Annotated in this window: 19 protein-coding genes and 2 tRNA genes; 16 read left to right on the top strand and 5 right to left on the bottom strand. The window is 39.9% G+C overall.

Annotation, left to right across the window (positions count from 1 at the left end; translation table 11 throughout):
- Nucleotides 1-36: 36 nt before the first annotated feature.
- Complete coding sequence (gene mgsA, locus HMPREF3279_RS03585; protein WP_070868094.1) at nt 37-495, bottom strand: methylglyoxal synthase; 459 nt, start codon at nt 493-495, stop codon at nt 37-39.
- Nucleotides 496-802: 307 nt separating this feature from the next.
- Here mgsA and aceE point away from each other — a divergent pair, with 307 nt between their 5' ends.
- From aceE to HMPREF3279_RS03565, 4 genes are all read left to right on the top strand, one after another.
- A complete protein-coding gene (aceE, locus tag HMPREF3279_RS03580) occupies nt 803-3,469 on the top strand; it encodes a pyruvate dehydrogenase (acetyl-transferring), homodimeric type (protein ID WP_070868093.1) in 2,667 nt (888 codons plus the stop codon).
- Between the two features lie 89 nt (nt 3,470-3,558).
- The gene (aceF, locus tag HMPREF3279_RS03575; protein WP_070868092.1) at nt 3,559-5,451 is read left to right on the top strand and encodes a pyruvate dehydrogenase complex dihydrolipoyllysine-residue acetyltransferase; all 1,893 of its coding nucleotides are present in this window, start codon (nt 3,559-3,561) and stop codon (nt 5,449-5,451) included.
- Between the two features lie 91 nt (nt 5,452-5,542).
- Nucleotides 5,543-6,967, top strand: coding sequence for a dihydrolipoyl dehydrogenase (lpdA, locus tag HMPREF3279_RS03570; RefSeq protein WP_070868091.1), 1,425 nt, complete (start codon nt 5,543-5,545; stop codon nt 6,965-6,967).
- Between the two features lie 162 nt (nt 6,968-7,129).
- A complete protein-coding gene (locus HMPREF3279_RS03565; protein WP_005695690.1) occupies nt 7,130-7,681 on the top strand; it encodes an NlpC/P60 family protein in 552 nt (183 codons plus the stop codon).
- A gap of 84 nt (nt 7,682-7,765) precedes the next feature.
- Here HMPREF3279_RS03565 and HMPREF3279_RS03560 read toward each other — a convergent pair whose 3' ends face one another.
- A complete protein-coding gene (locus HMPREF3279_RS03560; RefSeq protein ID WP_075875252.1) occupies nt 7,766-8,215 on the bottom strand; it encodes a LexA family protein in 450 nt (149 codons plus the stop codon).
- 273 nt (nt 8,216-8,488) lie between these two features.
- Between HMPREF3279_RS03560 and sstT the strand changes: the two genes are divergently transcribed.
- From sstT to HMPREF3279_RS03530, 6 genes are read left to right on the top strand one after another with little or no spacing between them, the layout of a single operon-like run.
- Complete coding sequence (sstT, locus tag HMPREF3279_RS03555; RefSeq protein ID WP_070868090.1) at nt 8,489-9,730, top strand: serine/threonine transporter SstT; 1,242 nt, start codon at nt 8,489-8,491, stop codon at nt 9,728-9,730.
- A 57-nt stretch (nt 9,731-9,787) separates the two neighbouring features.
- A complete protein-coding gene (gene modF, locus HMPREF3279_RS03550; protein ID WP_070868089.1) occupies nt 9,788-11,236 on the top strand; it encodes a molybdate ABC transporter ATP-binding protein ModF in 1,449 nt (482 codons plus the stop codon).
- Between the two features lie 44 nt (nt 11,237-11,280).
- Nucleotides 11,281-12,195, top strand: a complete 915-nt coding sequence (locus HMPREF3279_RS03545; RefSeq protein ID WP_049370905.1) for an SPFH domain-containing protein — start codon at nt 11,281-11,283, stop codon at nt 12,193-12,195.
- 52 nt (nt 12,196-12,247) lie between these two features.
- Entirely contained in the window at nt 12,248-12,703 is a 456-nt protein-coding gene (locus HMPREF3279_RS03540) for an NfeD family protein (RefSeq protein ID WP_049374021.1), read from the top strand.
- Nucleotides 12,700-13,305, top strand: a complete 606-nt coding sequence (locus HMPREF3279_RS03535) for an NAD(P)H-dependent oxidoreductase (protein ID WP_049374020.1) — start codon at nt 12,700-12,702, stop codon at nt 13,303-13,305. The genes HMPREF3279_RS03540 and HMPREF3279_RS03535 overlap by 4 nt, the downstream gene beginning before the upstream one ends.
- Before the next feature lie 23 nt (nt 13,306-13,328).
- Nucleotides 13,329-13,886, top strand: a complete 558-nt coding sequence (locus HMPREF3279_RS03530) for a TorD/DmsD family molecular chaperone (protein WP_049374019.1) — start codon at nt 13,329-13,331, stop codon at nt 13,884-13,886.
- Nucleotides 13,887-13,984: 98 nt separating this feature from the next.
- Here HMPREF3279_RS03530 and gyrA read toward each other — a convergent pair whose 3' ends face one another.
- Complete coding sequence (gene gyrA / locus HMPREF3279_RS03525; protein WP_014065640.1) at nt 13,985-16,630, bottom strand: DNA topoisomerase (ATP-hydrolyzing) subunit A; 2,646 nt, start codon at nt 16,628-16,630, stop codon at nt 13,985-13,987.
- A 153-nt stretch (nt 16,631-16,783) separates the two neighbouring features.
- Complete coding sequence (gene ycaO, locus HMPREF3279_RS03520) at nt 16,784-18,547, bottom strand: 30S ribosomal protein S12 methylthiotransferase accessory factor YcaO (RefSeq protein ID WP_049370255.1); 1,764 nt, start codon at nt 18,545-18,547, stop codon at nt 16,784-16,786.
- Nucleotides 18,548-18,726: 179 nt separating this feature from the next.
- Here ycaO and HMPREF3279_RS03515 point away from each other — a divergent pair, with 179 nt between their 5' ends.
- A complete protein-coding gene (locus HMPREF3279_RS03515; RefSeq protein WP_049370256.1) occupies nt 18,727-19,065 on the top strand; it encodes a YegP family protein in 339 nt (112 codons plus the stop codon).
- On the opposite strand, the gene HMPREF3279_RS03510 is transcribed toward HMPREF3279_RS03515, so the two are convergent.
- Nucleotides 19,066-19,782 (bottom strand): class I SAM-dependent methyltransferase, encoded by a 717-nt coding sequence (locus tag HMPREF3279_RS03510; RefSeq protein ID WP_070868088.1) that lies wholly within the window; start codon nt 19,780-19,782, stop codon nt 19,066-19,068.
- A 10-nt stretch (nt 19,783-19,792) separates the two neighbouring features.
- Between HMPREF3279_RS03510 and gloB the strand changes: the two genes are divergently transcribed.
- From gloB to HMPREF3279_RS03485, 5 genes are all read left to right on the top strand, one after another.
- Nucleotides 19,793-20,494: a hydroxyacylglutathione hydrolase gene (gloB, locus tag HMPREF3279_RS03505; RefSeq protein WP_070868087.1), complete on the top strand. Its 702-nt coding sequence runs from the start codon at nt 19,793-19,795 to the stop codon at nt 20,492-20,494.
- A 135-nt stretch (nt 20,495-20,629) separates the two neighbouring features.
- Nucleotides 20,630-21,952, top strand: coding sequence for a glutamyl-tRNA reductase (gene hemA / locus HMPREF3279_RS03500; RefSeq protein WP_070868086.1), 1,323 nt, complete (start codon nt 20,630-20,632; stop codon nt 21,950-21,952).
- Nucleotides 21,936-22,679 carry a phosphodiester glycosidase family protein gene (locus HMPREF3279_RS03495; RefSeq protein WP_070868085.1) on the top strand — a complete coding sequence of 248 codons (744 nt, stop codon included), beginning with the start codon at nt 21,936-21,938 and terminating at the stop codon, nt 22,677-22,679. The genes hemA and HMPREF3279_RS03495 overlap by 17 nt, the downstream gene beginning before the upstream one ends.
- Before the next feature lie 123 nt (nt 22,680-22,802).
- Nucleotides 22,803-22,879: transfer RNA gene (locus tag HMPREF3279_RS03490), tRNA-Met, on the top strand.
- Nucleotides 22,880-22,884: 5 nt separating this feature from the next.
- A tRNA-Leu gene (locus HMPREF3279_RS03485) sits at nt 22,885-22,969 on the top strand.
- The last annotated feature ends 58 nt before the right edge of the window (nt 22,970-23,027 follow it).

Genomic DNA, 23,027 nt, shown 5'->3' with positions numbered 1-23,027 from the left:
AAAGGAGATAAAGTGATTTATCTCCTTTTTATTTGGTTAACTTAAACGCGCTTTTAAATATCCTTCATAATCGGGGATATCAATATTGATTTCTTGATCAAATAAGCTTGATGTTAAAAGAAAATCAGCGGTACTTTGATTAATTGCCACAGGAATATTCCAAACAGTTGCAATACGCATGAGCGCTTTTACATCTGGATCATGTGGTGCCGCGTTCATTGGATCCCAAAAGAAAATCATCATATCAATTTTTTTCTCAGCAATCAGTCCGCCAAGTTGTTGATCGCCGCCCATCGGGCCACTTAATAGCGAGGCTATTTTGAGTCCCGTTTCTCTTTCCAATAGATGTCCTGTTGTACCCGTCGCATAAAGCTGATGGGGAGCGAGTGCATCTTTGTGTTTCTTTACCCAATTGAGTAGATTTTGTTTGCAGCTATCATGTGCAACGAGCGCTATTCGTTTATGAGAAAAGATTGGGCGAGTTGTCGTGTTCATATTTTGTCCTCTAAAAAGCTCAAAAGCATGCGAACACTTTAGATCAAAGCGGGTAGGGAATGCAATATATAAAGTATGCTTTAATTTAAACCCAAAAATCCTTTAAAAATGACCGCACTTTTAATGAAGACTATTGCAATAACAGGAAGAAATGCGTGAGAACAGTGAAAATCTACTATCTTTCTTGCAAAAAATCTTCTAAAATTTACAAGATTTGTTAAATGTTTGTAACATTGATTAACAAGCTTGATTTTCGTGTTTGGTCATGACCAAACTTCATTTTCACTCAGTAAAATAAGGAAAGACTATGTCAGATACCTTAGTAAACGATATTGACCCAATTGAAACACAGGATTGGTTGTCAGCTGTCGATTCATTAATTCGTGCAGAAGGCGCAGAGCGTGCGCATTACATCATCAATCAAGTGATTGATCAGGCACGTAACGGTGGTGTGAACATTGCAAAAGGTGGCGTAACAACCCCTTATGTTAATACCATCCCAGTTTCTGAACAGCCAGCATACCCAGGTGATAAAGCTATTGAGCGTCGTATTCGTAGTGCTGTACGTTGGAATGCGATCATGGCGGTATTACGTGGCCAGAAAAAAGATCTTGAATTAGGTGGTCATATTTCAACTTATCAATCTGCAGCAAGCATGTATGAAGTCTGTTTTAACCACTTCTTCAAAGCTGCTACAGATAAAAACGGCGGTGACTTAGTCTTCTTCCAAGGCCACGCGGCACCAGGTATGTATGCTCGTGCATTTATTGAAGGTCGTATTACTGAAGATCAAATGAATAATTTCCGTCAGGAATGTGAACCAGGTAAAGGCCTTTCTTCTTACCCACACCCGAAATTAATGCCTGAATTCTGGCAATTCTCCACAGTATCGATGGGTTTAGGTCCAGTAAATGCAATCCGTACTGCTCGTTTCTTAAAATACTTAGATAACCGTGGTTTAAAAGATACCAAAGATCAAAAAGTCTATGCTTTCCTTGGTGACGGTGAGATGGACGAAATCGAAGCAAAAGGTGATTTAACATTTGCAGCACGTGAAGGCTTAGATAACTTAATCTTCGTAGTAAGCTGTAACTTGCAACGTTTAGATGGTCCAGTAACGGGTAACGGCAAAATCGTTCAAGAATTAGAAGGTTTATTTGCAGGTGCTGGTTGGGAAGTCATTAAAGTTATGTGGGGTAGTGGCTGGGATAAATTATTTGCAAAAGATACTACTGGTAAATTAACCCAATTAATGATGGAAGTACTTGACGGTGACTATTTAACCTTCAAATCTAAGAATGGTGCATACGTTCGTGAACACTTCTTCGGTCGTTATCCAGAAACCGCTGCATTAGTAGCGGATATGACAGATGATGAAATCTGGGCATTAAGACGTGGTGGTCACGATTCAGAAAAACTTTATGCCGCATTCCATAAAGCGCAAACTGCAGGTAAACCTGTTGTGATCTTAGCGCACATGGTTAAGGGTTATAAAATTCCTGAAGCAGAAAGTAAAAACACTGCGCACCAATCTAAAAAAATGTCTCTCGAAAGCTTAAAATCTTTCCGTGATCATTTCCAATTAGATATTAAAGATGAAGATATTCCTAACTATCCGTACATTACCTTCCCAGAAGGTTCGGAAGAGTACAATTATCTTCACGGCAGACGTAAAGCGTTAAATGGTTACTTACCGAAACGTTTACCAAAATTCACCACTGAATTTAAAGTGCCATCTTTAGAAGAATTTGCACCGCTATTGGAAGCTCAAGCTCGTCCAATTTCAACTACAATGGCATTCGTACGTTTCTTAAATACGCTCTTGAAAGATAAAAATATTGGTAAACAAATTGTGCCAATTGTTGCTGACGAAGCACGTACTTTCGGTATGGAAGGTTTATTCCGTCAAATCGGTATTTACAACCCACATGGTCAAAACTATGTGCCTTCTGATCGTGATTTAGTGGCTTACTACCGTGAAGCAAAAGATGGTCAAGTATTACAAGAAGGGATCAATGAATTAGGTGCTGCATCATCTTGGTTAGCGGCAGCGAACTCATACTCTGTAAATAACCTTCCGATGATTCCATTCTTCATCTACTACTCAATGTTTGGTTTCCAACGTGTGGGTGACTTAATGTGGGCAGCAGGTGACCAATTAGCACGTGGTTTCATGATCGGTGGTACTTCTGGCCGTACAACATTAAATGGTGAAGGTTTACAACACGAAGATGGTCATAGCCATATTCAATCTCTTGTTATTCCTAACTGTGTATCTTATGACCCAGCTTACGTTTATGAAGTGGCAGTTATCCTACAAGACGGTATCAACCGTATGTACGGTGAAAAACAAGAAGATGTGTTCTACTACATCACCACATTAAATGAAACTTACGAACAACCAGCAATGCCAAAAGGTGCAGAAGAAGGTATTCGTAAAGGTCTTTATAAATTTGAAACCGTTGAATCGAAAGGCAACAAAGGTCATGTTCAATTATTAGGTTCTGGTGCAATCTTCCGTCACGTTCGTGAAGCAGCACAAATCCTTGCAAATGAATATGGCGTAAGCTCAGATGTATATAGTGTGCCTTCATTCACTGAAGTGGCTCGTGAAGGTGCGGATGCCGTACGTTGGAATATGTTACATCCAACTGAGACACCACGCGTACCTTACATTGCACAAGTAATGAACGATGCGCCAGCTGTTGCGGCTACTGACTACATGAAATTGTTCGCAGAACAAGTTCGTGCATTCATTCCTGCACAAAGCTATCACGTATTAGGTACAGATGGTTTCGGTCGTTCAGACAGCCGTGAAAACTTACGTGAACACTTTGAAGTGGATGCGCGTTATGTTGTGGTTGCAGCATTACATGAGCTTGCAAAACAAGGCAAATTTGATGCGAAAGTGGTGGCTGATGCAATCGCAAAATTTGGTTTAAAAACTGAAATTTTAAATCCGCTTTACGCTTAATAAACAATATCCTGCGTGTGAAAGCACGCAGGATCATCTACAAATAAAGTGCGGTTGATTTTAACTGCGTTTTTTAAAGGTAAGATAACATGTCAAAACAAATTCAAATTCCTGATATCGGTAGTGATGAAGTTACCGTAACAGAAGTGATGGTGAAAGTAGGTGATACCATTACCGCTGATCAAAGTATTATCAATGTTGAAGGTGATAAAGCTTCAATGGAAGTCCCTGCACCAGAAGCCGGTGTGGTAAAAGAAGTATTAGTAAAAGTGGGTGATAAAGTCACAACTGGCACACCAATGCTTGTATTAGAGTCAGCGGATGCGGCAGCGCCTGCTCCAGCAGCACCTGCGCCAGCAGCCGCACCAGCAGCTGCAAGTGTAGTTGAAGTTAATGTACCCGATATCGGTTCAGACGAAGTAAACGTGACAGATATTATGGTGAAAGTCGGTGATACTGTTGAAGTTGACCAATCAATCATTAATGTTGAAGGTGATAAAGCGTCAATGGAAGTCCCTGCTCCAGTTGCTGGTGTCGTAAAAGAAATTTTAATCAACGTGGGCGATAAAGTTGTTACAGGCAAATTAATCATGAAATTTGAAGTGGCGGGTGCAGCCCCAGCCGCAGCGCCAGTTCAACAGGCGGCAGCACCTGCAGCAGCACCAACAGCTTCAGCCATTAAGGAAGTGAATGTACCTGATATTGGTGGTGATGAAGTTAACGTAACTGAAATCATGGTTGCAGTTGGCGACAGCGTTTCTGAAGAGCAATCTTTAATTACCGTTGAAGGCGATAAAGCCTCAATGGAAGTGCCAGCTCCGTTTGCGGGTGTGGTAAAAGAAATTTTAGTGAAATCAGGTGATAAAGTTTCAACTGGTTCATTAATTATGAAATTTGAAGTGGCGGGTGCAGCACCTGCTCCAGCAGCGGCTCCAGCTGCAGTAGCTCCTGCTCCTCAAGCAGCACCTGCAGCAGCGCCGGCAGCACAATCAGGTAATGTATCTGGCTTAAGCCAAGAACAAGTTGTCGCAAGCGCAGGCTATGCGCATGCAACTCCAGTGATTCGTCGTTTAGCGCGTGAATACGGCATTAACCTTGATCGCGTAAAAGGCACCGGTCGTAAAGGTCGCGTAGTAAAAGAAGATATCCAAGCTTATGTGAAAACCGCTGTTAAAGCGTTTGAAACAGGCACTGTATCTTCTGCAGCAGCGGGTAATGGTGTGGCAAACGGTGCGGGCTTAGGTTTATTACCATGGCCGAAAGTTGACTTCAGCAAATTTGGTGAAGTGGAAGAAGTTGAATTAAGCCGTATCAACAAAATCTCTGGTGCAAACTTACATCGTAACTGGGTAATGATTCCACATGTTACTCACTTCGATCGCACTGATATCACAGATTTAGAAGCATTCCGTAAAGAACAGAACAAGATTGTTGAAAAACAAAAATTGGATGTAAAAATTACACCAGTTGTGTTCATTATGAAAGCAGTAGCGAAAGCATTAGAAGCGTTCCCACGTTTCAATAGCTCTATTTCTGAAGACGGTCAAAAATTAACACTTAAAAAATACATCAACATTGGCGTAGCGGTAGATACACCAAACGGTCTTGTTGTACCTGTATTTAAAAACGTGAACAAAAAAGGTATTATCGAACTCTCTCGTGAATTAATGGAAATCTCCAAAAAAGCACGTGACGGTAAACTTTCAGGTTCTGATATGCAAGGTGGTTGTTTCACCATTTCAAGCTTAGGCGGTATTGGTACAACTCACTTTACACCAATTGTAAATGCACCTGAAGTGGCTATCTTAGGTGTGTCTAAATCAGAAATGCAACCAGTTTGGAATGGTAAAGAATTTGAGCCACGCTTAATGCTTCCATTATCATTATCTTTTGACCACCGCGTGATCGATGGTGCTGATGGTGCTCGTTTCTTAAGCTATATCAATGGCGTATTAGCTGACTTACGTCGCTTAGTGATGTAATTAACACGGTAAGATGTGAGTGATTAGGCTCATATCTTACAGAAGGGATCGCAAGTGCGGTCAAAAATTTGAACGTTTTTACGAGGTAAAAATGAGTAAAGAAATTAAAACCCAAGTTGTGGTACTTGGTGCTGGTCCTGCAGGTTATTCAGCGGCATTCCGTTGTGCGGACTTAGGTTTAGAAACAGTACTTGTTGAACGTTATTCAACATTAGGTGGGGTATGTTTAAACGTAGGTTGTATCCCTTCTAAAGCATTACTTCACGTAGCGAAAGTAATTGAAGAAGCGAAACATGCAAGCAAAAATGGTGTGTATTTCGCAGAGCCTCGCATTGATTTAGATGAAGTGCGTGCAGGTAAAGAAGCGGTTGTGGCGAAATTAACTGGTGGTCTTGCAGGCATGGCTAAACAACGTAAAGTCACCGTTGTTGAAGGCTTAGCGGCATTTACCGATCCACATACATTAGTAGCACGTGATCGTGATGGTAAACCAACCACAATTAAATTTGATAATGCGATTATCGCAGCAGGTTCTCGCCCAATTCAATTACCATTCATTCCACATGAAGATCCACGCGTTTGGGATTCAACGGATGCACTTAAATTAAAAGAAGTACCGAAAAAACTGTTAATCATGGGTGGTGGTATCATCGGTTTAGAGATGGGTACCGTATATCATGCATTAGGTTCTGAAGTTGAAGTGGTTGAAATGTTTGACCAAGTGATTCCAGCGGCAGATAAAGATGTTGTTGCAATCTACACCAAACAAGTTGAGAAAAAATTCAAGTTAATGCTTGAAACTAAAGTGACAGCAGTTGAAGCAAAAGATGATGGTATCTATGTTTCAATGGAAGGTAAAGCATGTAATGACACTAAACGTTATGATGCAGTGTTAGTGGCAATCGGTCGTACACCAAATGGTAAATTGATTGATGCAGGTAAAGCAGGTGTTGAAGTGGATGAGCGAGGTTTCATTCATGTTGATAAACAAATGCGTACGAATGTGCCTCATATCTTTGCAATCGGTGATATCGTTGGCCAACCAATGTTAGCACATAAAGGTGTTCATGAAGGTCACGTTGCGGCGGAAGTGATCGCAGGGAAAAAACATTACTTCGATCCAAAAGTCATTCCTTCTATTGCTTATACTGAACCAGAAGTGGCTTGGGTCGGTAAAACTGAGAAAGAATGTAAACAAGAAGGTTTAAACTACGAAGTCGCTAAATTCCCTTGGGCTGCTTCTGGTCGTGCGATTGCATCTGAATGTGCAGAAGGTATGACCAAATTAATCTTCGATAAAGATACTCATCGTATACTTGGTGGGGCTATCGTGGGGGCTAACGGTGGTGAATTGTTAGGTGAAATCGGTCTTGCGATTGAAATGGGTTGTGATGCGGAAGATATCGCATTAACGATTCATGCTCACCCAACACTTCATGAGTCTGTGGGTCTTGCAGCTGAAGTATTTGAAGGTTCAATTACCGATCTTCCAAATGCAAAAGCGAAGAAAAAATAATCAATTCTAATCCTTTTAAGGGCTACTCATTGAGTAGTCCTTATTTTTTTGAGATCTCACTCACAAAATTGCATAAAAATTCAATAAAAACTGGCGAGCATAATGACTTTTTGATAAAATCCGATCAGTTTTGTTTTTATATTTTTTTATTATTTAAAAGCTATGTTAAAGAAGATTTTGATTATTGTAGGTTTGGCTGTTTTGACAACAGCCTGCTCTAACAACTCGGGGCAGGCACAAAACGGCATGATTAGTGAAAGTGATGATGCTGAGTTAACGGGTTTGATTGCTGGTTTAGATGGGAAAAAAGGGGGCGTTTACCCTAAATTAAGAACTAACCGTCCTAAATCAGGTTTAATTGGTGATAAAGCGCTTGCTCAAGTTTATAACGAATGGGTTGGTACTCGTTACAGAATGGGTGGCACTTCAAAACATGGTATTGATTGCTCTGCATTTATGCAAACTGCTTTTCTCGATGCTTACGGCATGGAACTCCCACGTTCAACCTCAGAACAACGCTATTTAGGTCGCCAAATCCAAAAACATGAATTACGTAAAGGTGATTTAGTGTTCTTCCGTCGCAACAATCATGTTGGCGTTTATATTGGTAATAACCAATTTATGCATGCAAGTACAAGTCAAGGTGTAACAATTAGTTCATTGGATGAAGATTATTGGTCAAGAACTTATACACAATCTCGTCGTGTGATGTAATGACAATTTTATTTCAATAAAAAAGTGCGGTTAATTTTAACCGCACTTTTCTTTATTTAGAATTTAGATTATTTGATGATTGGCTTAAGCCGCAAATTTCATTAAATCTCTTCTTGGTTTCATTTGATGGATGGTATTCGTCACCGTGCCAACTAACGGAAGGTTTGTCCATTGTGTTGTTTTAATATTTTCCACTTTAGAATCTAATGCCATGAATACAAATTCATTACCGCTTACGCCGGCAAATTCATAAATATGGAATTCGTCTTGTTTTTCTAATACGACAAGATCACCAATGAAAAGGCTGTCATTTTTTTCAACCACTAACATATCGCCCATTTCAATCCCCCAAGCAAGCATATTCGGATTGGTAACACGAATAAAACAAGTTTGTTGTGGACGTTTGATACAATAAAGGTTGAGGTCTAATTTTTTATTAAATGTCGATTTGCTTTCAACATCATTGAAAAATGGCATAGGATGATAAGAAAACGTCATATCATTTTGTGCAACTGTATTTGCGTAGTTCATCATCTTGTGTTCCTTTTAGTTTGTGTGTTTTTAATCAGTGGTTGTTTATACAGTTGTAATATACTGGTATTAGATACAGTATGTCAATAGGGGATAGAAAAAATTTTTTTATAGGCGAAAATTTTAGAAAAAATTCATTCCTAGCTTAAAAAGTTCAATTTTTTAGCAAAATAATAAAGAAAAAATTTTCTTTTAAATAAAATTTGAGCTATCTTTATCGTGTTTCGGTGGATCGTAACGATCTGAAGTTCAACTTAATCTTCATTTAAAACTATTATGAATACAACACGTTTATTTCATTTTTTGTTCCAAGGTAATTTGGTAAAACGAATTGCTGTTGGTTTGGTACTCGGGATCCTTGTTGCCTTGGTGAATGAGAGTGTAAAAAATTCAGCAGGTATTGATCTTGCATCTAGCTTTGGCGTGCTGGGTCAAATTTTTGTTAAAGCATTACGTGCAGTTGCACCAATTTTGATTTTCTTCCTTGTTATGGCGGCACTCGCTAATAAGAAAGTGGGTTCTAAAAGCAACATGAAAGAAATTGTCGTGCTTTATCTTTTGGGTACGTTCTTAGCGGCTGTGGCTGCAGTAATTGCAAGTATGGCATTCCCATCAGATGTGGCTCTTGCAGTAAAAGAAGATGCGAGCTCAGCGCCTCAATCTGTTGGCCAAGTGATGCTTACTTTAGTATTGAATGTGGTGGATAACCCATTAAATGCAATTTTCAAAGCAAACTTTATCGGTGTTTTAGCGTGGTCTATCGGTTTAGGTTTAGCCCTTCGTCATGCATCAGATGCAACTAAACAAGTTGTGGCTGATTTTGCAGAAGGCATTTCTAAAATTGTTCACGTGATTATTTCATTTGCACCTTTCGGTGTATTCGGTTTAGTGGCTGAAACATTATCTGACAAAGGCTTATCTGCGTTAGGTGGATATGTTCACTTATTATTCGTGTTAATCGGTACAATGCTATTTACTGCCTTTGTACTTAATCCAATTCTCGTTTATTGGAAAATTCGTCGTAATCCATATCCATTAGTGTGGACTTGTGTACGCGAAAGTGGTGTAACGGCATTCTTTACACGTAGCTCTGCAGCAAACATTCCTGTAAACATTGAATTAGCAAAACGCTTAAATCTTGATGAAGAAACCTATTCTGTGGCAATTCCATTAGGTGCAAATATCAATATGGCGGGTGCGGCAATTACCATTACTGTATTAACGCTAGCAGCTGTTCATACATTAGGCATCGAAGTATCTTTCATCAGTGCGGTGTTATTAAGTATTGTTGCGGCGCTTTGTGCATGTGGTGCTTCTGGTGTGGCTGGTGGTTCATTATTGTTAATTCCATTAGCTTGTAGCTTATTTGGTATTAATGATGACATTGCAGCTCAAATGATCGGTGTAGGTTTCGTGATTGGTATCTTACAAGATTCAACAGAAACCGCGCTAAACTCTTCAACTGACGTATTATTTACTGCGGCAGTATGTATGGAAGAAGAGCGTAAAAACGGTTAATTAAATTAATCTAATAAGGCGGGCAATTGCTCGCCTTTTGTTTTTAAAGGAAAGAGAATGGCACTTTTAATTCAGCAAGCAAAATTTAAGCTTTATCAAAAACAGACCTTAAACTTACCGCACTTTGCGATTGAGCCACAACAATATTGGGTTGTGGTAGGCAGTAATGGGAGTGGGAAATCGGCGTTTGCTTTAGCTTTGCAAAATGAGTTACCTTTACAGGAAGGGGAGTACCATAATTCCTTCAAACGTGTTCACTCCTTTTCTTTTGAAAAACAACGAGAAATTCTTGAAGCCACATTAAAGAATTTAAACAACGATGATACCGATCCAGATTTCTTTGGTAAAACGGCAAGAGAAACCATTTTAAATGGCAGCACGGAACTCACTTTTTGTGAACAAATTGCAGAAAAATTAGGGATTACTTATCTCTTAGATCGTTTCTTTATCAAACTTTCTACTGGGGAAACACGAAAAGTCTTATTGGCACAAACATTATTGCAAAAGCCCGATTTATTAATTTTAGATGAACCTTTTGAAGGGCTAGATCAGCAATCAGTAAAAGATTGGATGGTGATGTTGAACGAACTAAAAAAAGAATGTGCAATCGTTCTAATTGTTAATCGTCTGGCTGATATTCCGGCTGAAGCGACTCATTTAGCTATGTTGGAAAATTTAGAGTTAGTATTAGAAGGTGAACGCCAATCCATTGAGCAACAAAGTATTTATCAACAATTAGTGTATGCGGAGCAATCTGTTGATGTGGCTTTGCCAGAACCAGCGTCACCATTACTAAAACTGCCTGAAAATCAACTGCACTTTGAACTTAAAAATGTCACGGTCCAGTATGGCGATAAAGTGATTTTGGATCATTTAAATTGGGTTGTTCAGCCAAATCAAAATTGGTGGATTAAAGGACCAAATGGTGCAGGGAAGTCTACCTTACTTTCGTTAATTACAGGTGATCATCCTCAAGCCTTTGCGAATCATGTGGTGATCTTTGGTAAACAACGTGGTTCAGGCGAAACCATTTGGAATATTAAACAAAAAATTGGTTACGTAAGCAGTCAACTGCATTTAGATTATCGTGTGAATTGTTCCGTGCTAGATGTGATTATTTCTGGCTTTTTTGACAGTATAGGGATTTATCAACAAGTGCCAGAGGCAATTCGTTTGAAAGCCATGCAGTGGTTAGCTCGTTTAAATCTGACTCATTTAGCAAAAACGCCATTTCGTTCACTTTCTTGGGGGCAGCAACGTTTGCTTTTAATCACACGTGCGATGGTGAAATATCCGCCTGTTTTGATTTTAGATGAACCTTTTCAAGGGCTTGATGGATTAAATCGCAAGCTAGTAAAACATTTTATTGAGCAACTGGTCAATAATAGTAAAACCCAACTATTATTCGTCTCTCATCAAGATTTAGATGCCCCGAATTGCATCACGCATCTTTTTGAATTTATAAGAGAAAATGATAAATATATTTATATACAAAGTGCGGTCTAATTTGTTAGACTTTTCTTATATTTCCTCACATTAAGGAGCAATCTATGGAAGGCTTATCTGTTGCCGCAATCGTCTTTATTGTATTAGTTGTAGTCGTACTTTTTTCAGCACTTAAAACTGTACCGCAAGGTTATAACTGGACGATTGAGCGTTTTGGGCGTTATACCCACACTTTAATGCCTGGCTTAAACTTTGTCGTACCATTTGTGGATCGTGTTGGCCGTAAGATCAATATGATGGAACAGGTATTAGATATTCCATCACAAGAAGTCATTTCTAAGGATAACGCCAACGTATCTATTGATGCGGTCTGTTTCGTTCAGGTGATTGATGCCCGTAGCGCGGCTTATGAGGTGAATCATTTAGAACAGGCGATTATCAATTTAACCATGACTAACATTCGTACTGTATTAGGTTCGATGGAATTGGATGAAATGCTTTCCCAACGTGACTCCATTAACGGTCGTTTGTTGGCAATTGTGGATGAAGCGACCAATCCTTGGGGAATTAAAGTTACTCGTATTGAAATTCGCGATGTGCGTCCACCACGTGAGTTGATTGATTCAATGAACGCACAAATGAAAGCAGAACGTAATAAACGTGCGGAAGTCTTAGAAGCGGAAGGGATCCGTCAGGCAGAAATTTTACGTGCAGAAGGGGAAAAACAAGCCCGCATTCTGAAAGCAGAAGGGGAGCGTCAAGAAGCCTTCTTACAAGCAGAAGCACGTGAGCGTGCAGCGGAAGCAGAAGCGAAAGCAACCCAAATGGTGTCAGAAGCAATTGCTAGCGGTGATACCAAAGCGATCAATTACTTCATCGCACAAAAATACACAGAAGCTTTAAAACAAATTGGTGGTTCACCGAATAGCAAAGTAGTCATGATGCCGCTTGAAGCCGGCAATTTAATTGGCTCGGTAGCGGGTATTGCCGAACTGTTAAAAGGCGATAAAAAAGCGTAATTTCTTAAAGTGCGGTTAAAAATGACCGCACTTTTTCTCTCAAGGAGTTGATATGGCAGATTGGTTAACAACTTGGTCGGTGTGGCATTGGTTGGTATTAGGTTTTGTATTGTTAATCGCTGAAACCCTTGTACCCGGTGTATTTTTATTGTGGTGGGGCTTGGCTGCAATTGTGACGGCAGGCGTAATGGCGTTAGTACCGAGTTTATCCTTAACCGCGTTAGCCGTTTTTTATGCGATTTTAGCGATTATTCTCTCGCTGCTTTGGTGGAAATACCAACATAGCAAAGATAATCAGGATCAATCACGTACAACCTTAAACCAACGGGATCATACTTTGTTAGGTAAAAAAGGCACAGTATTAGAAATCGGTTCTAACGGGATTGGTCGTGGTGCTTTTGGCGATACCACATGGCGTATTCAAGGCGAGCATTTGACAGTGAATGATCTTGTGGTGGTAGAATGCGTTGATGGTATTACATTGTTAGTTAAAAAGGTAACAGAATGAATCATTTGATTATTTTTGCGCATCCCAATAGCCAAAAAAGTTTTGGTCGAGCCATCGTGGATCGCATTGTAAAAGCAAGCCAACAGCTTGGTGTTGAAACCCATTTGCGTGATCTTTACACCATGAAATTTAACCCGATTATTTCCTTTGAAGAATTACAATCGGCCAATAAGGGGATTATCCCGGCGGAAATTCAGCAGGAACATGATTTTATCCGCCAAGCAGATTTGATTACGATGGTTTATCCTTTATGGTGGATGGGTTTTCCCGCCATGTTGAAAGGCTATTTGGATCGTGTATTAAGCCATGGTTTTGCTTATAAAACAGAAAATGGCGAATCCAAAGGTCTGCTTCAAGATAAAGCGATGCAACAATTTATTACCATAGGGAGTAGCGTAGCAAAATATCAAGAATACGGCGTGGATAAATCCCTCAATCATTGTTTAATCAATGGTTTATTTAATTATTGCGGTATCGAGAATGTGGATTACACTTTATTTGGCGATGTTCATATTATCGATGATGCTACTCGCCAAGCGATGCTTGATGAAGCAGCTGAAAAAACAACGGAAAAATTGACCGCACTTTTAGCTCAATCTTGAGCACAATCATAGGAAAGCAACAGATGTCAGAAACTCAAGTGAATAATTTTTCTTTAATAAGCCGTCTATTCGGCAATTTATTTTATCGCAGCCCTACGGATCCAATTTTGAGTGGGGTATTTGATTGGCTGCAACAACAAGGTTTAAGTCAAGTGTGGGCACTTTCTACGGATAAAGAAAGCGAAGCGACCATTGATAATTTACAGATGAAAATTGATTTAACGTTGCTTGATCAAGAATATCAAAAATTGTTTGGTCCAAACGGTAACGTGCCGACAGCTATTTCAAGTTATGATATGGATGTGCAACGTTTTGTGGATTTCCGTAATACTCGTAATGTGCCTGAGGCAGAGAATGTGGATCATTTCGCCTTGTTATTGCTTACAGCTTCTTGGTTAGAAGACAACACGGAATCGCTATCCGCTCAACAGGATTTATTCGGTGATTTTCTCTTGCCTTGCGCAGCAAAATTCTTAACCCAAGTAGAAACTTATGCCACACTTCCTTTCTATCGTTCATTAGCGTATTTAACCCGTGAAATCTTGGCTGCAATGGCTGATGAATTAGAAGAAGGCGAGTAGTTTTCATCAATAGAATAGATCCCTAAAAGAGATTTTTAGAGAGCAATAAAAAAGCCCCGCGAATCAAAACGCGGGGCTTTTATTTAATGGAAGATCAATTATTCTTCAGAAGTCACATCTTCAGTGCCTTCGTCTTCATCATCCACATCACAAACACGTTCAAGACTAACTACGTGTTCATCTTCTGCGGTACGAATTAAACGAACCCCTTGAGTGTTACGGCCAACGATGCTGACTTCACTTACACGAGTACGCACTAAGGTACCTGCATCAGTGATAAGCATAATTTGGTCAGTTTCTTCTACTTGTGTCGCAGCAACGACTTTACCGTTACGTTCGCTCACTTTAATCGAAATCACCCCTTTGGTATTACGCGATTTGGTTGGGTACTCGCTTAATTGCGTGCGTTTACCGTAACCGTTTTGCGTAGCCGTAAGGATGGCGCCGTCATTTTTCGGCACAACTAAGGAAACCACTTTATCGATGTTTAGATCGAGTGTTTCTTCTGCATTATCGTCAGAAACCTCTTCAATTTCGACCGCACTTTCATCGTCAGCGATGTCGTTGGTGAGGGCAAGTTTAATACCGCGTACACCTGTTGCTAAACGACCCATTGCACGGACTGCACTTTCAGCGAAACGCACTACACGACCTTGCGAAGAGAACAGCATGATTTCGTTAGAACCGTCAGTGATATCCACACCGATTAATTCATCTTCATCACGTAAGTTCAAGGCGATGATACCGCTTGAACGTGGGCGGCTGAATTCGGTTAGTGCAATTTTCTTCACAATACCACCAGCGGTTGCCATGATGACGAATTTATCTTCTTCATAAGCAGAGATTGGCAAGATTGCGGTAATACGCTCGTTTTCTTGTAACGGTAGAATATTTACAATTGGACGACCACGAGCACCACGGCTAGCTTGTGGTAATTGATAGACTTTCAACCAATATAAGCGACCACGACTAGAGAAGCAGAGAATCGTATCGTGAGTATTCGCCACTAAGAGTTTTTCGATGAAGTCTTCATCTTTCATCTTCGTTGCAGATTTACCTTTACCACCACGACGTTGAGCTTCGTAGTCGGTAAGCGGTTGATATTTCACATAACCTTCGTGAGAAAGGGTCACTACCACATCTTCTTGAGCAATTAAATCTTCTAAATCAATATCACCAGAAGCCGCAGTAATTTCGGTACGACGTTCATCCGCGAATTGTGCGCGTACTTGTTCAAGCTCTTCACGAATCACTTCCATCAAACGCTCAGGGCTGTTGATGATGTGGAGAAGTTCTGCAATTTTAACCAATAACTCTTTGTATTCATTGATTACTTCTTCGGTAGCAAGACCGGTTAAACGATGCAAGCGAAGTTCTAAGATTGCATCAACTTGTTCTGGAGAAAGATAGTAATCCGAACCTTTAATACCAAATTCAGCCGCTAACTCAGCTGGACGTGCCGCTGCATCAAGTAAACCTAAAATTTCGTTATTCAATTTCCAAGGGCGAGAGATTAATTTTTCTGCCGCTTCTTTACGCTCTTTCGATTGACGGATGATATCGATGATTTCATCGATATTTGATGTTGCAACCGCTAAACCTTCTAAAATATGGGTACGCTCGCGGGCTTTACGCAATTCAAATAAAGAACGGCGAATCACCACTTCTCGACGGTGCATCACAAAGGCTTCAATGATTTGTTTTAAGTTGAATAAACGTGGTTGACCGTGATCTAAGGCCACCATGTTGATCCCGAAGGTCACCTGCATTTGTGTAAGCGCATAGAGGTGATTTAATACCACTTCACCTACGGCATCACGTTTGATGTCGATTTCAATGCGGATCCCTTCTTTGTTAGAAAGATCGATAATATTGCTGATGCCTTCAATTTTTTTATCTTTGATAAGCTCTGCAATTTTTTCCACTAATTTGGCTTTGTTCACTTGATAAGGCAATTCGGTCACAATGATTTGCTCTTTGCCTTTATCTGTGGTTTCTACGCTAGCGCGAGCGCGAACATACACTTTGCCGCGACCGGTGCGATAAGCTTCTTCAATCCCTTTACGGCCATTAATTAATGCTGCTGTCGGGAAGTCTGGGCCCGGGATATATTGCATTAACTCATCAATGGTGATGTTTTCGTTATCAATATAAGCCAAGCAGCCATCTAAAACTTCATTTAAGTTGTGTGGAGGAATATTCGTTGCCATCCCCACCGCAATACCGGAAGAACCGTTTGCTAAAAGTGCTGGAATACGGGTTGGTAATACGTCCGGAATCATTAATTCGCCATCATAGTTTGGCGAGAAATTTACGGTTTCTTTATCCAAGTCAGTTAATAGCGCTTGGGTAATTTTTTGCATACGAACTTCGGTATAACGCATTGCTGCTGGCGCGTCACCGTCGATTGAACCGAAGTTACCTTGCCCATCTACCAACATGTAGCGTAATGAAAACGGCTGCGCCATACGCACAATGGTGTCATACACCGCAGAATCACCGTGCGGGTGATATTTACCGATTACATCACCTACAACACGGGCAGATTTTACGTATTTTTTGCCGGCAGTGATGCCAGATTGATCCATGGAGAAAAGCACACGTCGATGCACCGGTTTTAAACCGTCACGCACATCAGGCAAAGCACGCCCAACAATCACCGACATGGCGTAGTCAAGGTAAGAAGATTTGAGTTCTTCTTCAATATTGACTGGGGTAATAGAGGAATGGATTGAATCCGTCATTTTTATTCCTTTTTTGATCAAAAAATTGTGACGAATTATAGCATAAATTTAAGCGTTTTTGTGTGAAAAGTGCGGTTGATTTTAAAGCAGTTTTTTAATGCGGAAATAAATAAGGCAGACATAAAGTCCGCCTTATGATTGAGAGAAAATCGTCTATTTCCAATTTTCTCGTTTAGCTTTTTGTAATTTCGCATAAGCGCCAAGTAAAGCTTGATGTTCTTTAAAGTTTTCAAGCGTTTCATCGCTGGCTGGCAAGTTATAGAATGGGTTACCTTTTTCTGCTACCGCAGCCCAAGCTTGTTGAACGGCTTTTTTGCCATACATTCTTTCAAATACAGTACGATATTGTTGTGGATCGCGAGTATTGTCTAAATGCAATTCAATGATACTGATTAAGGCACGATAGTAATTCACACGTTCTGGCGTAAATACAGAGCTGTTCATATTCATCGTCCAGTTTGCCCAATCTAAGGCTAATTCTAATTCACCTAATGCTAAGTAAAGCATGGATTTAAGCTCACCAACACGTAATGTTGTCCAACCGCTTGCTTTTGGTGCCACGATACCGATAAATTCACGAACACGTGTGGCATCGTCAATATCTTGCTCATCTAATTCTGCTAACAACTCTTCGTAAGTTTCAGCATCATGATGATGGTGTGGTAAATCTAATAAAATCTCGCGCCAGTCCATCCCCATATTGTTATTGGCATAAATGAGGTCATCAGCAGGATAGATATCAGACATGCCTGGTACGATAATGCGGCAAGCGTAAACGTCTAAATGGTTGTAATCCATGATGTAGACTTCTTTTTCCTCTGCATTAAAGATTGCCATCAAGTTTTCATATTCTTCTTGTGTTGAACCAGAGAAATCCCAATCTACAAACTCATAATCTGGCGTATTTTTGAATAAATCCCAAGAAATTAAACCGCTAGAATCAATGAAGTGTGTTTCAAGGTTAGCGTGTTCCGCCACATCATCATTATTAAATGATGGAGGAGAGAATACATCGAGATCTTTTAAACTGCGACCTTGTAAAAGCTCTGTTACGGTACGTTCTAATGCCACTTGGAAATTCGGATGTGCACCAAAAGAGGCAAAACAAGTGCCGTTATTAGGATTAAGTAATACCACACAAATCACAGGATATTTTCCACCTAATGAGGCATCGAAAGCATAAATAGGGAAGCCTTCTTCCTCTAATTTTGCAATAGAGGCTTGAATGGATGGATAGCGATCCATCACGGATTTTGGAATTTCAGGAAGACTGATGGCTTCTGCAATAATGCGATTTTTCACATAGCGCTCAAAGACTTCTGAAAGCCCTTGCACACGCGCTTCATTTCTTGTGTTACCAGCGGACATCCCATTAGAAACATACAAATTCGCAATGATACTTTGTGGAATATAGACGGTTTGTTGATCGGATTGGCTCACATAAGGCATGGCGACAATACCACGATCGTAATTACCGGATTGCAGGTCCACGAGTAATTCAGGCGTTAGTTCTTGGTTTGGATCGAAATAATCCCATAGATAATCATCTAAAATTCCTTCTGGTAAAAGGGCGTCATCTTCAATTGGAAACCATTTTTCAGTGGGGTAATGAACAAAATCACTATTAGCAATTTCTTGTCCTAAATAGAAATCAGCAAAGAAATAGTTGGTGGAAAGACGTTCGAAATATTCACCTAATGCAGATGCTAACGCTGCTTTTTTACTTGCGCCTTTGCCGTTAGAAAAACATTGTGGGCAATCCTTATCACGAATGTGTACAGACCATACATTTGGCACAGGATTAAGCCAAGAGGCTTCTTCAATATTGAAACCAAGTGCGGTCAATTTTTGTTGAAATTTTGAAATACTGTCTTCAAGTGCGGCATCTTTGCCGGGAATAAATGTTTGTTCGGTCATAATTGTTCCTGTTATAAAAAGCCCCAGCATCATAGGGGAGTTTAGAGAGCTAATCAAGCATAAAATTTATGCACTTTTGCTCTTGTTTTCCTTGATTTTTAAGGGTAAATTAGCTTGGCGCAGAAAGGCATTTTCTGTGTGGGTAAAATTATAAACAAATCAACCAATTGGGAGATATTATGGCTCAAGGATTTTATGAATTAAAAGTGGCTAAAGACGGACAATTTATGTTCAACTTAAAAGCAGCAAACGGACAAGTGATTTTAACTAGCGAACTTTATAAAACTAAAGCATCAGCTGAAAACGGTATTGCATCAGTACAAAAAAATGGTGTGGATGCGAAAAACTTTGAATATCGCGTAGCGAAAAATGATAAACCTTATTTCGTATTAAAAGCGGCTAACCACCAAGAAATTGGCCGTAGCCAATATTATTCTTCTCAAGCTGCAGCAGAAAAAGGCGTTGAGTCAGTGATCAATAACGCATCTTCTGCAGTAATCAAAGAAGTCTCAGAATAATTATTCTGTTCTTATTTCTTTAAATGCACCTGCCGGCTCTAAAAATGCCGGCATTTTTGATCGCGCTTTCTCCGGATTCAGTGTTAATGGATAGGTTCGTTTTTGAGCAACGATGACCGTAAGCGGAGAGCAGAGCGTGGTCTTTTCTTGTTTTATAGATAGTCTTTCTTCTGCAATCACATCAAAATTTAATAACGATAACCAGTCAATGACTCGCCAAGTAGCATATTGTCGGAATTTGAAGTCACCTAACTTCGGTTTGAAAAGTAATGGGCTCATCGGATTAAATAACGTGATGAAAATCCAGCCATCATCCTTTAAAACACGATGAGCTTCACGCAATATTTGGTGAGGATCTTGCGCAAAATTTAAGGTGTTTGCTAATAAGCAGGCATCTATTTCTTTTTCAATAAAAGGCAAGGCTAACGGCGATGCTTGGAGCAAGCTATCGCTTTCATTTAAAAGTGCGGTAGGAAAATGCGCTGTTTTTTCAGCTAACACAATTTGATGACGTAAAGGCAACTCAAAGGCGATTTCGCCACTTAAGGCGCCGACTTTCAGAATTTGATAGCCTAAAATTTTTGGTGTCCATTGGGCAAAATAATCGGTTAATACGTTACAATAGGCTTCACCCTGTGGTAACGCTTGCCAACTTTCAGGTGAAAGAAGTGGTTTGTGCCATTTGGCTTTCCAATTCAATGTTAATCCTATTTTCATAAGGTAATTTATGCTAGTTCCTATTCCTGCGCTCAATGATAACTATATTTGGCTTTATAGACGAGAAAATTTCCCCGTAATTGTGATCGATATCCCAGAAATAACCCGTTTAATTCCGTATTTAGAATCGAATAAGTTAGACGTAGAGGCGGTGTTATTAACCCATAATCACGATGATCATGTGCAAGGTGTCGCGGAATTTAAGCAATATTATCCAAATGTACCTGTTTTCGCCCCAACAGAATGTGCAAATAAAGGAGCAACCAATATCGTGGATAGTGGTGTGATTAATACGGCGCATTATCATATTGAAGTTTTGCCAAGCGGTGGCCATACGGCAGGGCATGTCAGTTATTTGGTGGATGGGCATCTATTTTGCGGTGATGCGTTATTTTCTGCAGGTTGTGGTCGTGTGTTCACGGGAGATTTTGCACAAATGTTTGAATCTATGCAACGTTTTAATCAATTACCGAATGAAACCATTGTTTGCCCCGCTCATGAATATACGCTGGGTAATTTAGCTTTTGCGGAAAGCGTATTGGCGGATAAAAGTGCGGTTGAAAATCAACGTGTTTTAGTGGAGCGTTATCGTGCAGAGGGGAAAGCGAGTTTGCCAACAACAATTGGCTTAGAGAAACAAATTAATCCGTTTTTACAAGCAAAAAATTTAGACGAATTTACACAATGGCGTTTAGCAAAAGATAAGTTTTAACTCATTTTAGTTATTTGCTTGAGTTTTTTCTCTTGAAATTTGCTCAATTCTCAACAATTCATTAAAATAGCGAAACTTTTACTTTCTACTTAAGCCGCCTATTCATAAAAGTGCGGTTGTTTTTATTAGGTTTTTATGACCCTTCTTGTTCTAGGCATTAATCATAAAACAGCTTCTGTCGCTGTTCGTGAGAAAGTCGCTTTTTCTGAAGAAAAGCGGCAGCTTGCCTTACAACAAATTCACCAACAAGATTTGGCAGAAAGTGCGGTTATTCTTTCTACCTGTAACCGTACAGAGATTTATCTTCATCATCGTCAAATTTCACCCCAAGAGTGTAAACAATGGCAAACGAACTGTATAAATTGGTTTGCTAACATTCATCAACTTTCTGTAGATGAATTAAATAAAAGTATTTACGCACATCAAAATCAACAAGCCGCAAATCATTTAATGCGCGTGGCGTGTGGTTTGGATTCATTAATTTTGGGCGAGCCGCAAATTTTAGGACAGGTGAAACAAGCGTTCCAAATCAGTGAAGATTATTATCAAGCGGCGAATATTCCACTTTCAAGCACGCTTTCTCGTTTGTTCCAAAAAACCTTTGCTACGGCAAAACGTGTGCGCACTGAAACTAATATTGGTGAAAGTGCCGTATCGGTGGCTTATGCAGCTTGTAGTTTGGCTCGTCAGATTTTTGAATCTTTACGTGAACTACAAATTTTACTTGTTGGGGCAGGAGAAACCATTGAATTGGTGAGCCGTCATTTATTACGCCACGGTGTAAAAAAACTGATGATTGCTAACCGCACTTTATCTCGTGCTGAGCAGTTGGTGGAAAAATTAGCGTCTAATACACCGATTGATGTGTATTCGCTTGATGAATTGCAAACACCACTAAATCAAGCCGATATTGTCATCAGCTCTACAGGCAGTCCGACTATTTTAATCACTAAAGCGATGGCTGAAATTGCAGAGAAAGCACGCCAATTTAGACCGACTTTAATGGTTGATATCGCCGTACCTCGTGATATTGATGAAAACATCTCGGAATTAGAAAGTGTGTATCATTACACCGTGGATGATTTGCAAGATATTATCCAACGCAATCTTTCTCAACGTGAGCAAGCATCAGAGCAAGCACAAGATATCATCACGCAAGAATGTAATGCCTTCTTTGAGTGGTTGAAAGTGCAACAGTTCTCTAATTTAATTCGTCATTATCGTGATGAGGCAGAAAATACTCGCCAAGAATTACTCGAAAAAGCGTTACACCAAATTCAACAAGGTGAGAATGCTGAAAAGATTCTACAAGAATTAAGTTATAAATTAACAAATAAACTTATTCATGCTCCAACCCAAACCATGCAATCCATGATGAGATCGGGTAATGCAGAAGGGTTGCATGCCTTTTCAAATGCGTTGCATTTAACCCATCCTTTAAATGAAAAAAACGATTAAATTTTTGACCGCACTTTTCAGTAGCGCATCGTTACTGATGAGTGTGCCAGCTCTAGCGGAATACCGAACTTTTGATGATGGCAATATTACTTACGGAATTTTTCAAGCAAAGCCCGAAGAAGTACAGCTACATTGGAAAGATTCTGAAGGTAAAGATTATCAAAGTCTAACGCGTCTCAAAAATGCCTTAGAGCCTAGCTATAACGTGAAAATGATCATGAATGCAGGCATTTATAGCATGAATAACACGCCAGCGGGATTATGGATTGAGCATGGAAAAGAGCTCAATGCGTTAAATACAAAATCAGGCAAAGGTAACTTTCATGTACAACCCAATGGTGTGTTTGCCATTGCAAAAAATAAGCCCTACATTTTAACCACCGCCGCTTATCAGAAAAGTAAACTCAAACCGGATTTTGCCCTGCAATCAGGCCCGATGTTGATTATTCATGGCAAAATAAATTCGCAATTTAGAGCAAGCCTAGAAAGCTATCATAAGCGTAATGCCGTGTGTTTGACGAAGCAAAATGAATTGCTGTTTTTGATGACGATAAGAGGTGAGCCTAATCTTTATACCTTGAGTCAAGGTTTGCTTAAAATTGGTTGTCAGGAAGCCTTATATCTTGATGGAACCATTTCTAATTGGTACATTCCAGGGCAATTTAGTTCTTTGCATTGGAAGCATTTTGTTGGAATGATCTCCGTTCTTGATGTGAACAAAAAATAGCAAAAGCGTTTTATTTATAATCAACTAAATCAAAAAATCTGTTTTTTGCAAAAAAATGATTGACGAGAATAGGTCAAATCAGGATAATACGCCCCGCAAAGCCGATAAGGTAAAGCAAATGATGGCTACATAGCTCAGTTGGTTAGAGCACAACACTCATAATGTTGGGGTCGCAAGTTCGAATCTCGCTGTAGCCACCAAATTTGCGGGACTGGCGAAATTGGTAGACGCACCAGATTTAGGTTCTGGCGCCGAGAGGTGTGTGGGTTCAAGTCCCTCGTCCCGCACCATTTATCAGCTTGCAGTCAAATAGTAGTTGGGGTATCGCCAAGCGGTAAGGCACCGGGT

This window comes from Haemophilus sp. HMSC71H05 (genome assembly GCF_001838635.1).
In the GTDB taxonomy this organism is placed as follows: domain Bacteria; phylum Pseudomonadota; class Gammaproteobacteria; order Enterobacterales; family Pasteurellaceae; genus Haemophilus_D; species Haemophilus_D parainfluenzae_R.
Note: the sequence above shows the minus strand (reverse complement) of the source record. Positions and strands in the feature narration are given on the sequence as shown.

What these genes read in the sequence shown, in the direction of transcription:
- mgsA (WP_070868094.1), bottom strand. Translation starts at nt 495, where the DNA reads ATGAACACGACAACTCGCCCAATCTTTTCTCATAAACGAATAGCGCTC.
- aceE (WP_070868093.1), top strand. Translation starts at nt 803, where the DNA reads ATGTCAGATACCTTAGTAAACGATATTGACCCAATTGAAACACAGGAT.
- aceF (WP_070868092.1), top strand. Translation starts at nt 3,559, where the DNA reads ATGTCAAAACAAATTCAAATTCCTGATATCGGTAGTGATGAAGTTACC.
- lpdA (WP_070868091.1), top strand. Translation starts at nt 5,543, where the DNA reads ATGAGTAAAGAAATTAAAACCCAAGTTGTGGTACTTGGTGCTGGTCCT.
- HMPREF3279_RS03565 (WP_005695690.1), top strand. Translation starts at nt 7,130, where the DNA reads ATGTTAAAGAAGATTTTGATTATTGTAGGTTTGGCTGTTTTGACAACA.
- HMPREF3279_RS03560 (WP_075875252.1), bottom strand. Translation starts at nt 8,215, where the DNA reads ATGATGAACTACGCAAATACAGTTGCACAAAATGATATGACGTTTTCT.
- sstT (WP_070868090.1), top strand. Translation starts at nt 8,489, where the DNA reads ATGAATACAACACGTTTATTTCATTTTTTGTTCCAAGGTAATTTGGTA.
- modF (WP_070868089.1), top strand. Translation starts at nt 9,788, where the DNA reads ATGGCACTTTTAATTCAGCAAGCAAAATTTAAGCTTTATCAAAAACAG.
- HMPREF3279_RS03545 (WP_049370905.1), top strand. Translation starts at nt 11,281, where the DNA reads ATGGAAGGCTTATCTGTTGCCGCAATCGTCTTTATTGTATTAGTTGTA.
- HMPREF3279_RS03540 (WP_049374021.1), top strand. Translation starts at nt 12,248, where the DNA reads ATGGCAGATTGGTTAACAACTTGGTCGGTGTGGCATTGGTTGGTATTA.
- HMPREF3279_RS03535 (WP_049374020.1), top strand. Translation starts at nt 12,700, where the DNA reads ATGAATCATTTGATTATTTTTGCGCATCCCAATAGCCAAAAAAGTTTT.
- HMPREF3279_RS03530 (WP_049374019.1), top strand. Translation starts at nt 13,329, where the DNA reads ATGTCAGAAACTCAAGTGAATAATTTTTCTTTAATAAGCCGTCTATTC.
- gyrA (WP_014065640.1), bottom strand. Translation starts at nt 16,630, where the DNA reads ATGACGGATTCAATCCATTCCTCTATTACCCCAGTCAATATTGAAGAA.
- ycaO (WP_049370255.1), bottom strand. Translation starts at nt 18,547, where the DNA reads ATGACCGAACAAACATTTATTCCCGGCAAAGATGCCGCACTTGAAGAC.
- HMPREF3279_RS03515 (WP_049370256.1), top strand. Translation starts at nt 18,727, where the DNA reads ATGGCTCAAGGATTTTATGAATTAAAAGTGGCTAAAGACGGACAATTT.
- HMPREF3279_RS03510 (WP_070868088.1), bottom strand. Translation starts at nt 19,782, where the DNA reads ATGAAAATAGGATTAACATTGAATTGGAAAGCCAAATGGCACAAACCA.
- gloB (WP_070868087.1), top strand. Translation starts at nt 19,793, where the DNA reads ATGCTAGTTCCTATTCCTGCGCTCAATGATAACTATATTTGGCTTTAT.
- hemA (WP_070868086.1), top strand. Translation starts at nt 20,630, where the DNA reads ATGACCCTTCTTGTTCTAGGCATTAATCATAAAACAGCTTCTGTCGCT.
- HMPREF3279_RS03495 (WP_070868085.1), top strand. Translation starts at nt 21,936, where the DNA reads ATGAAAAAAACGATTAAATTTTTGACCGCACTTTTCAGTAGCGCATCG.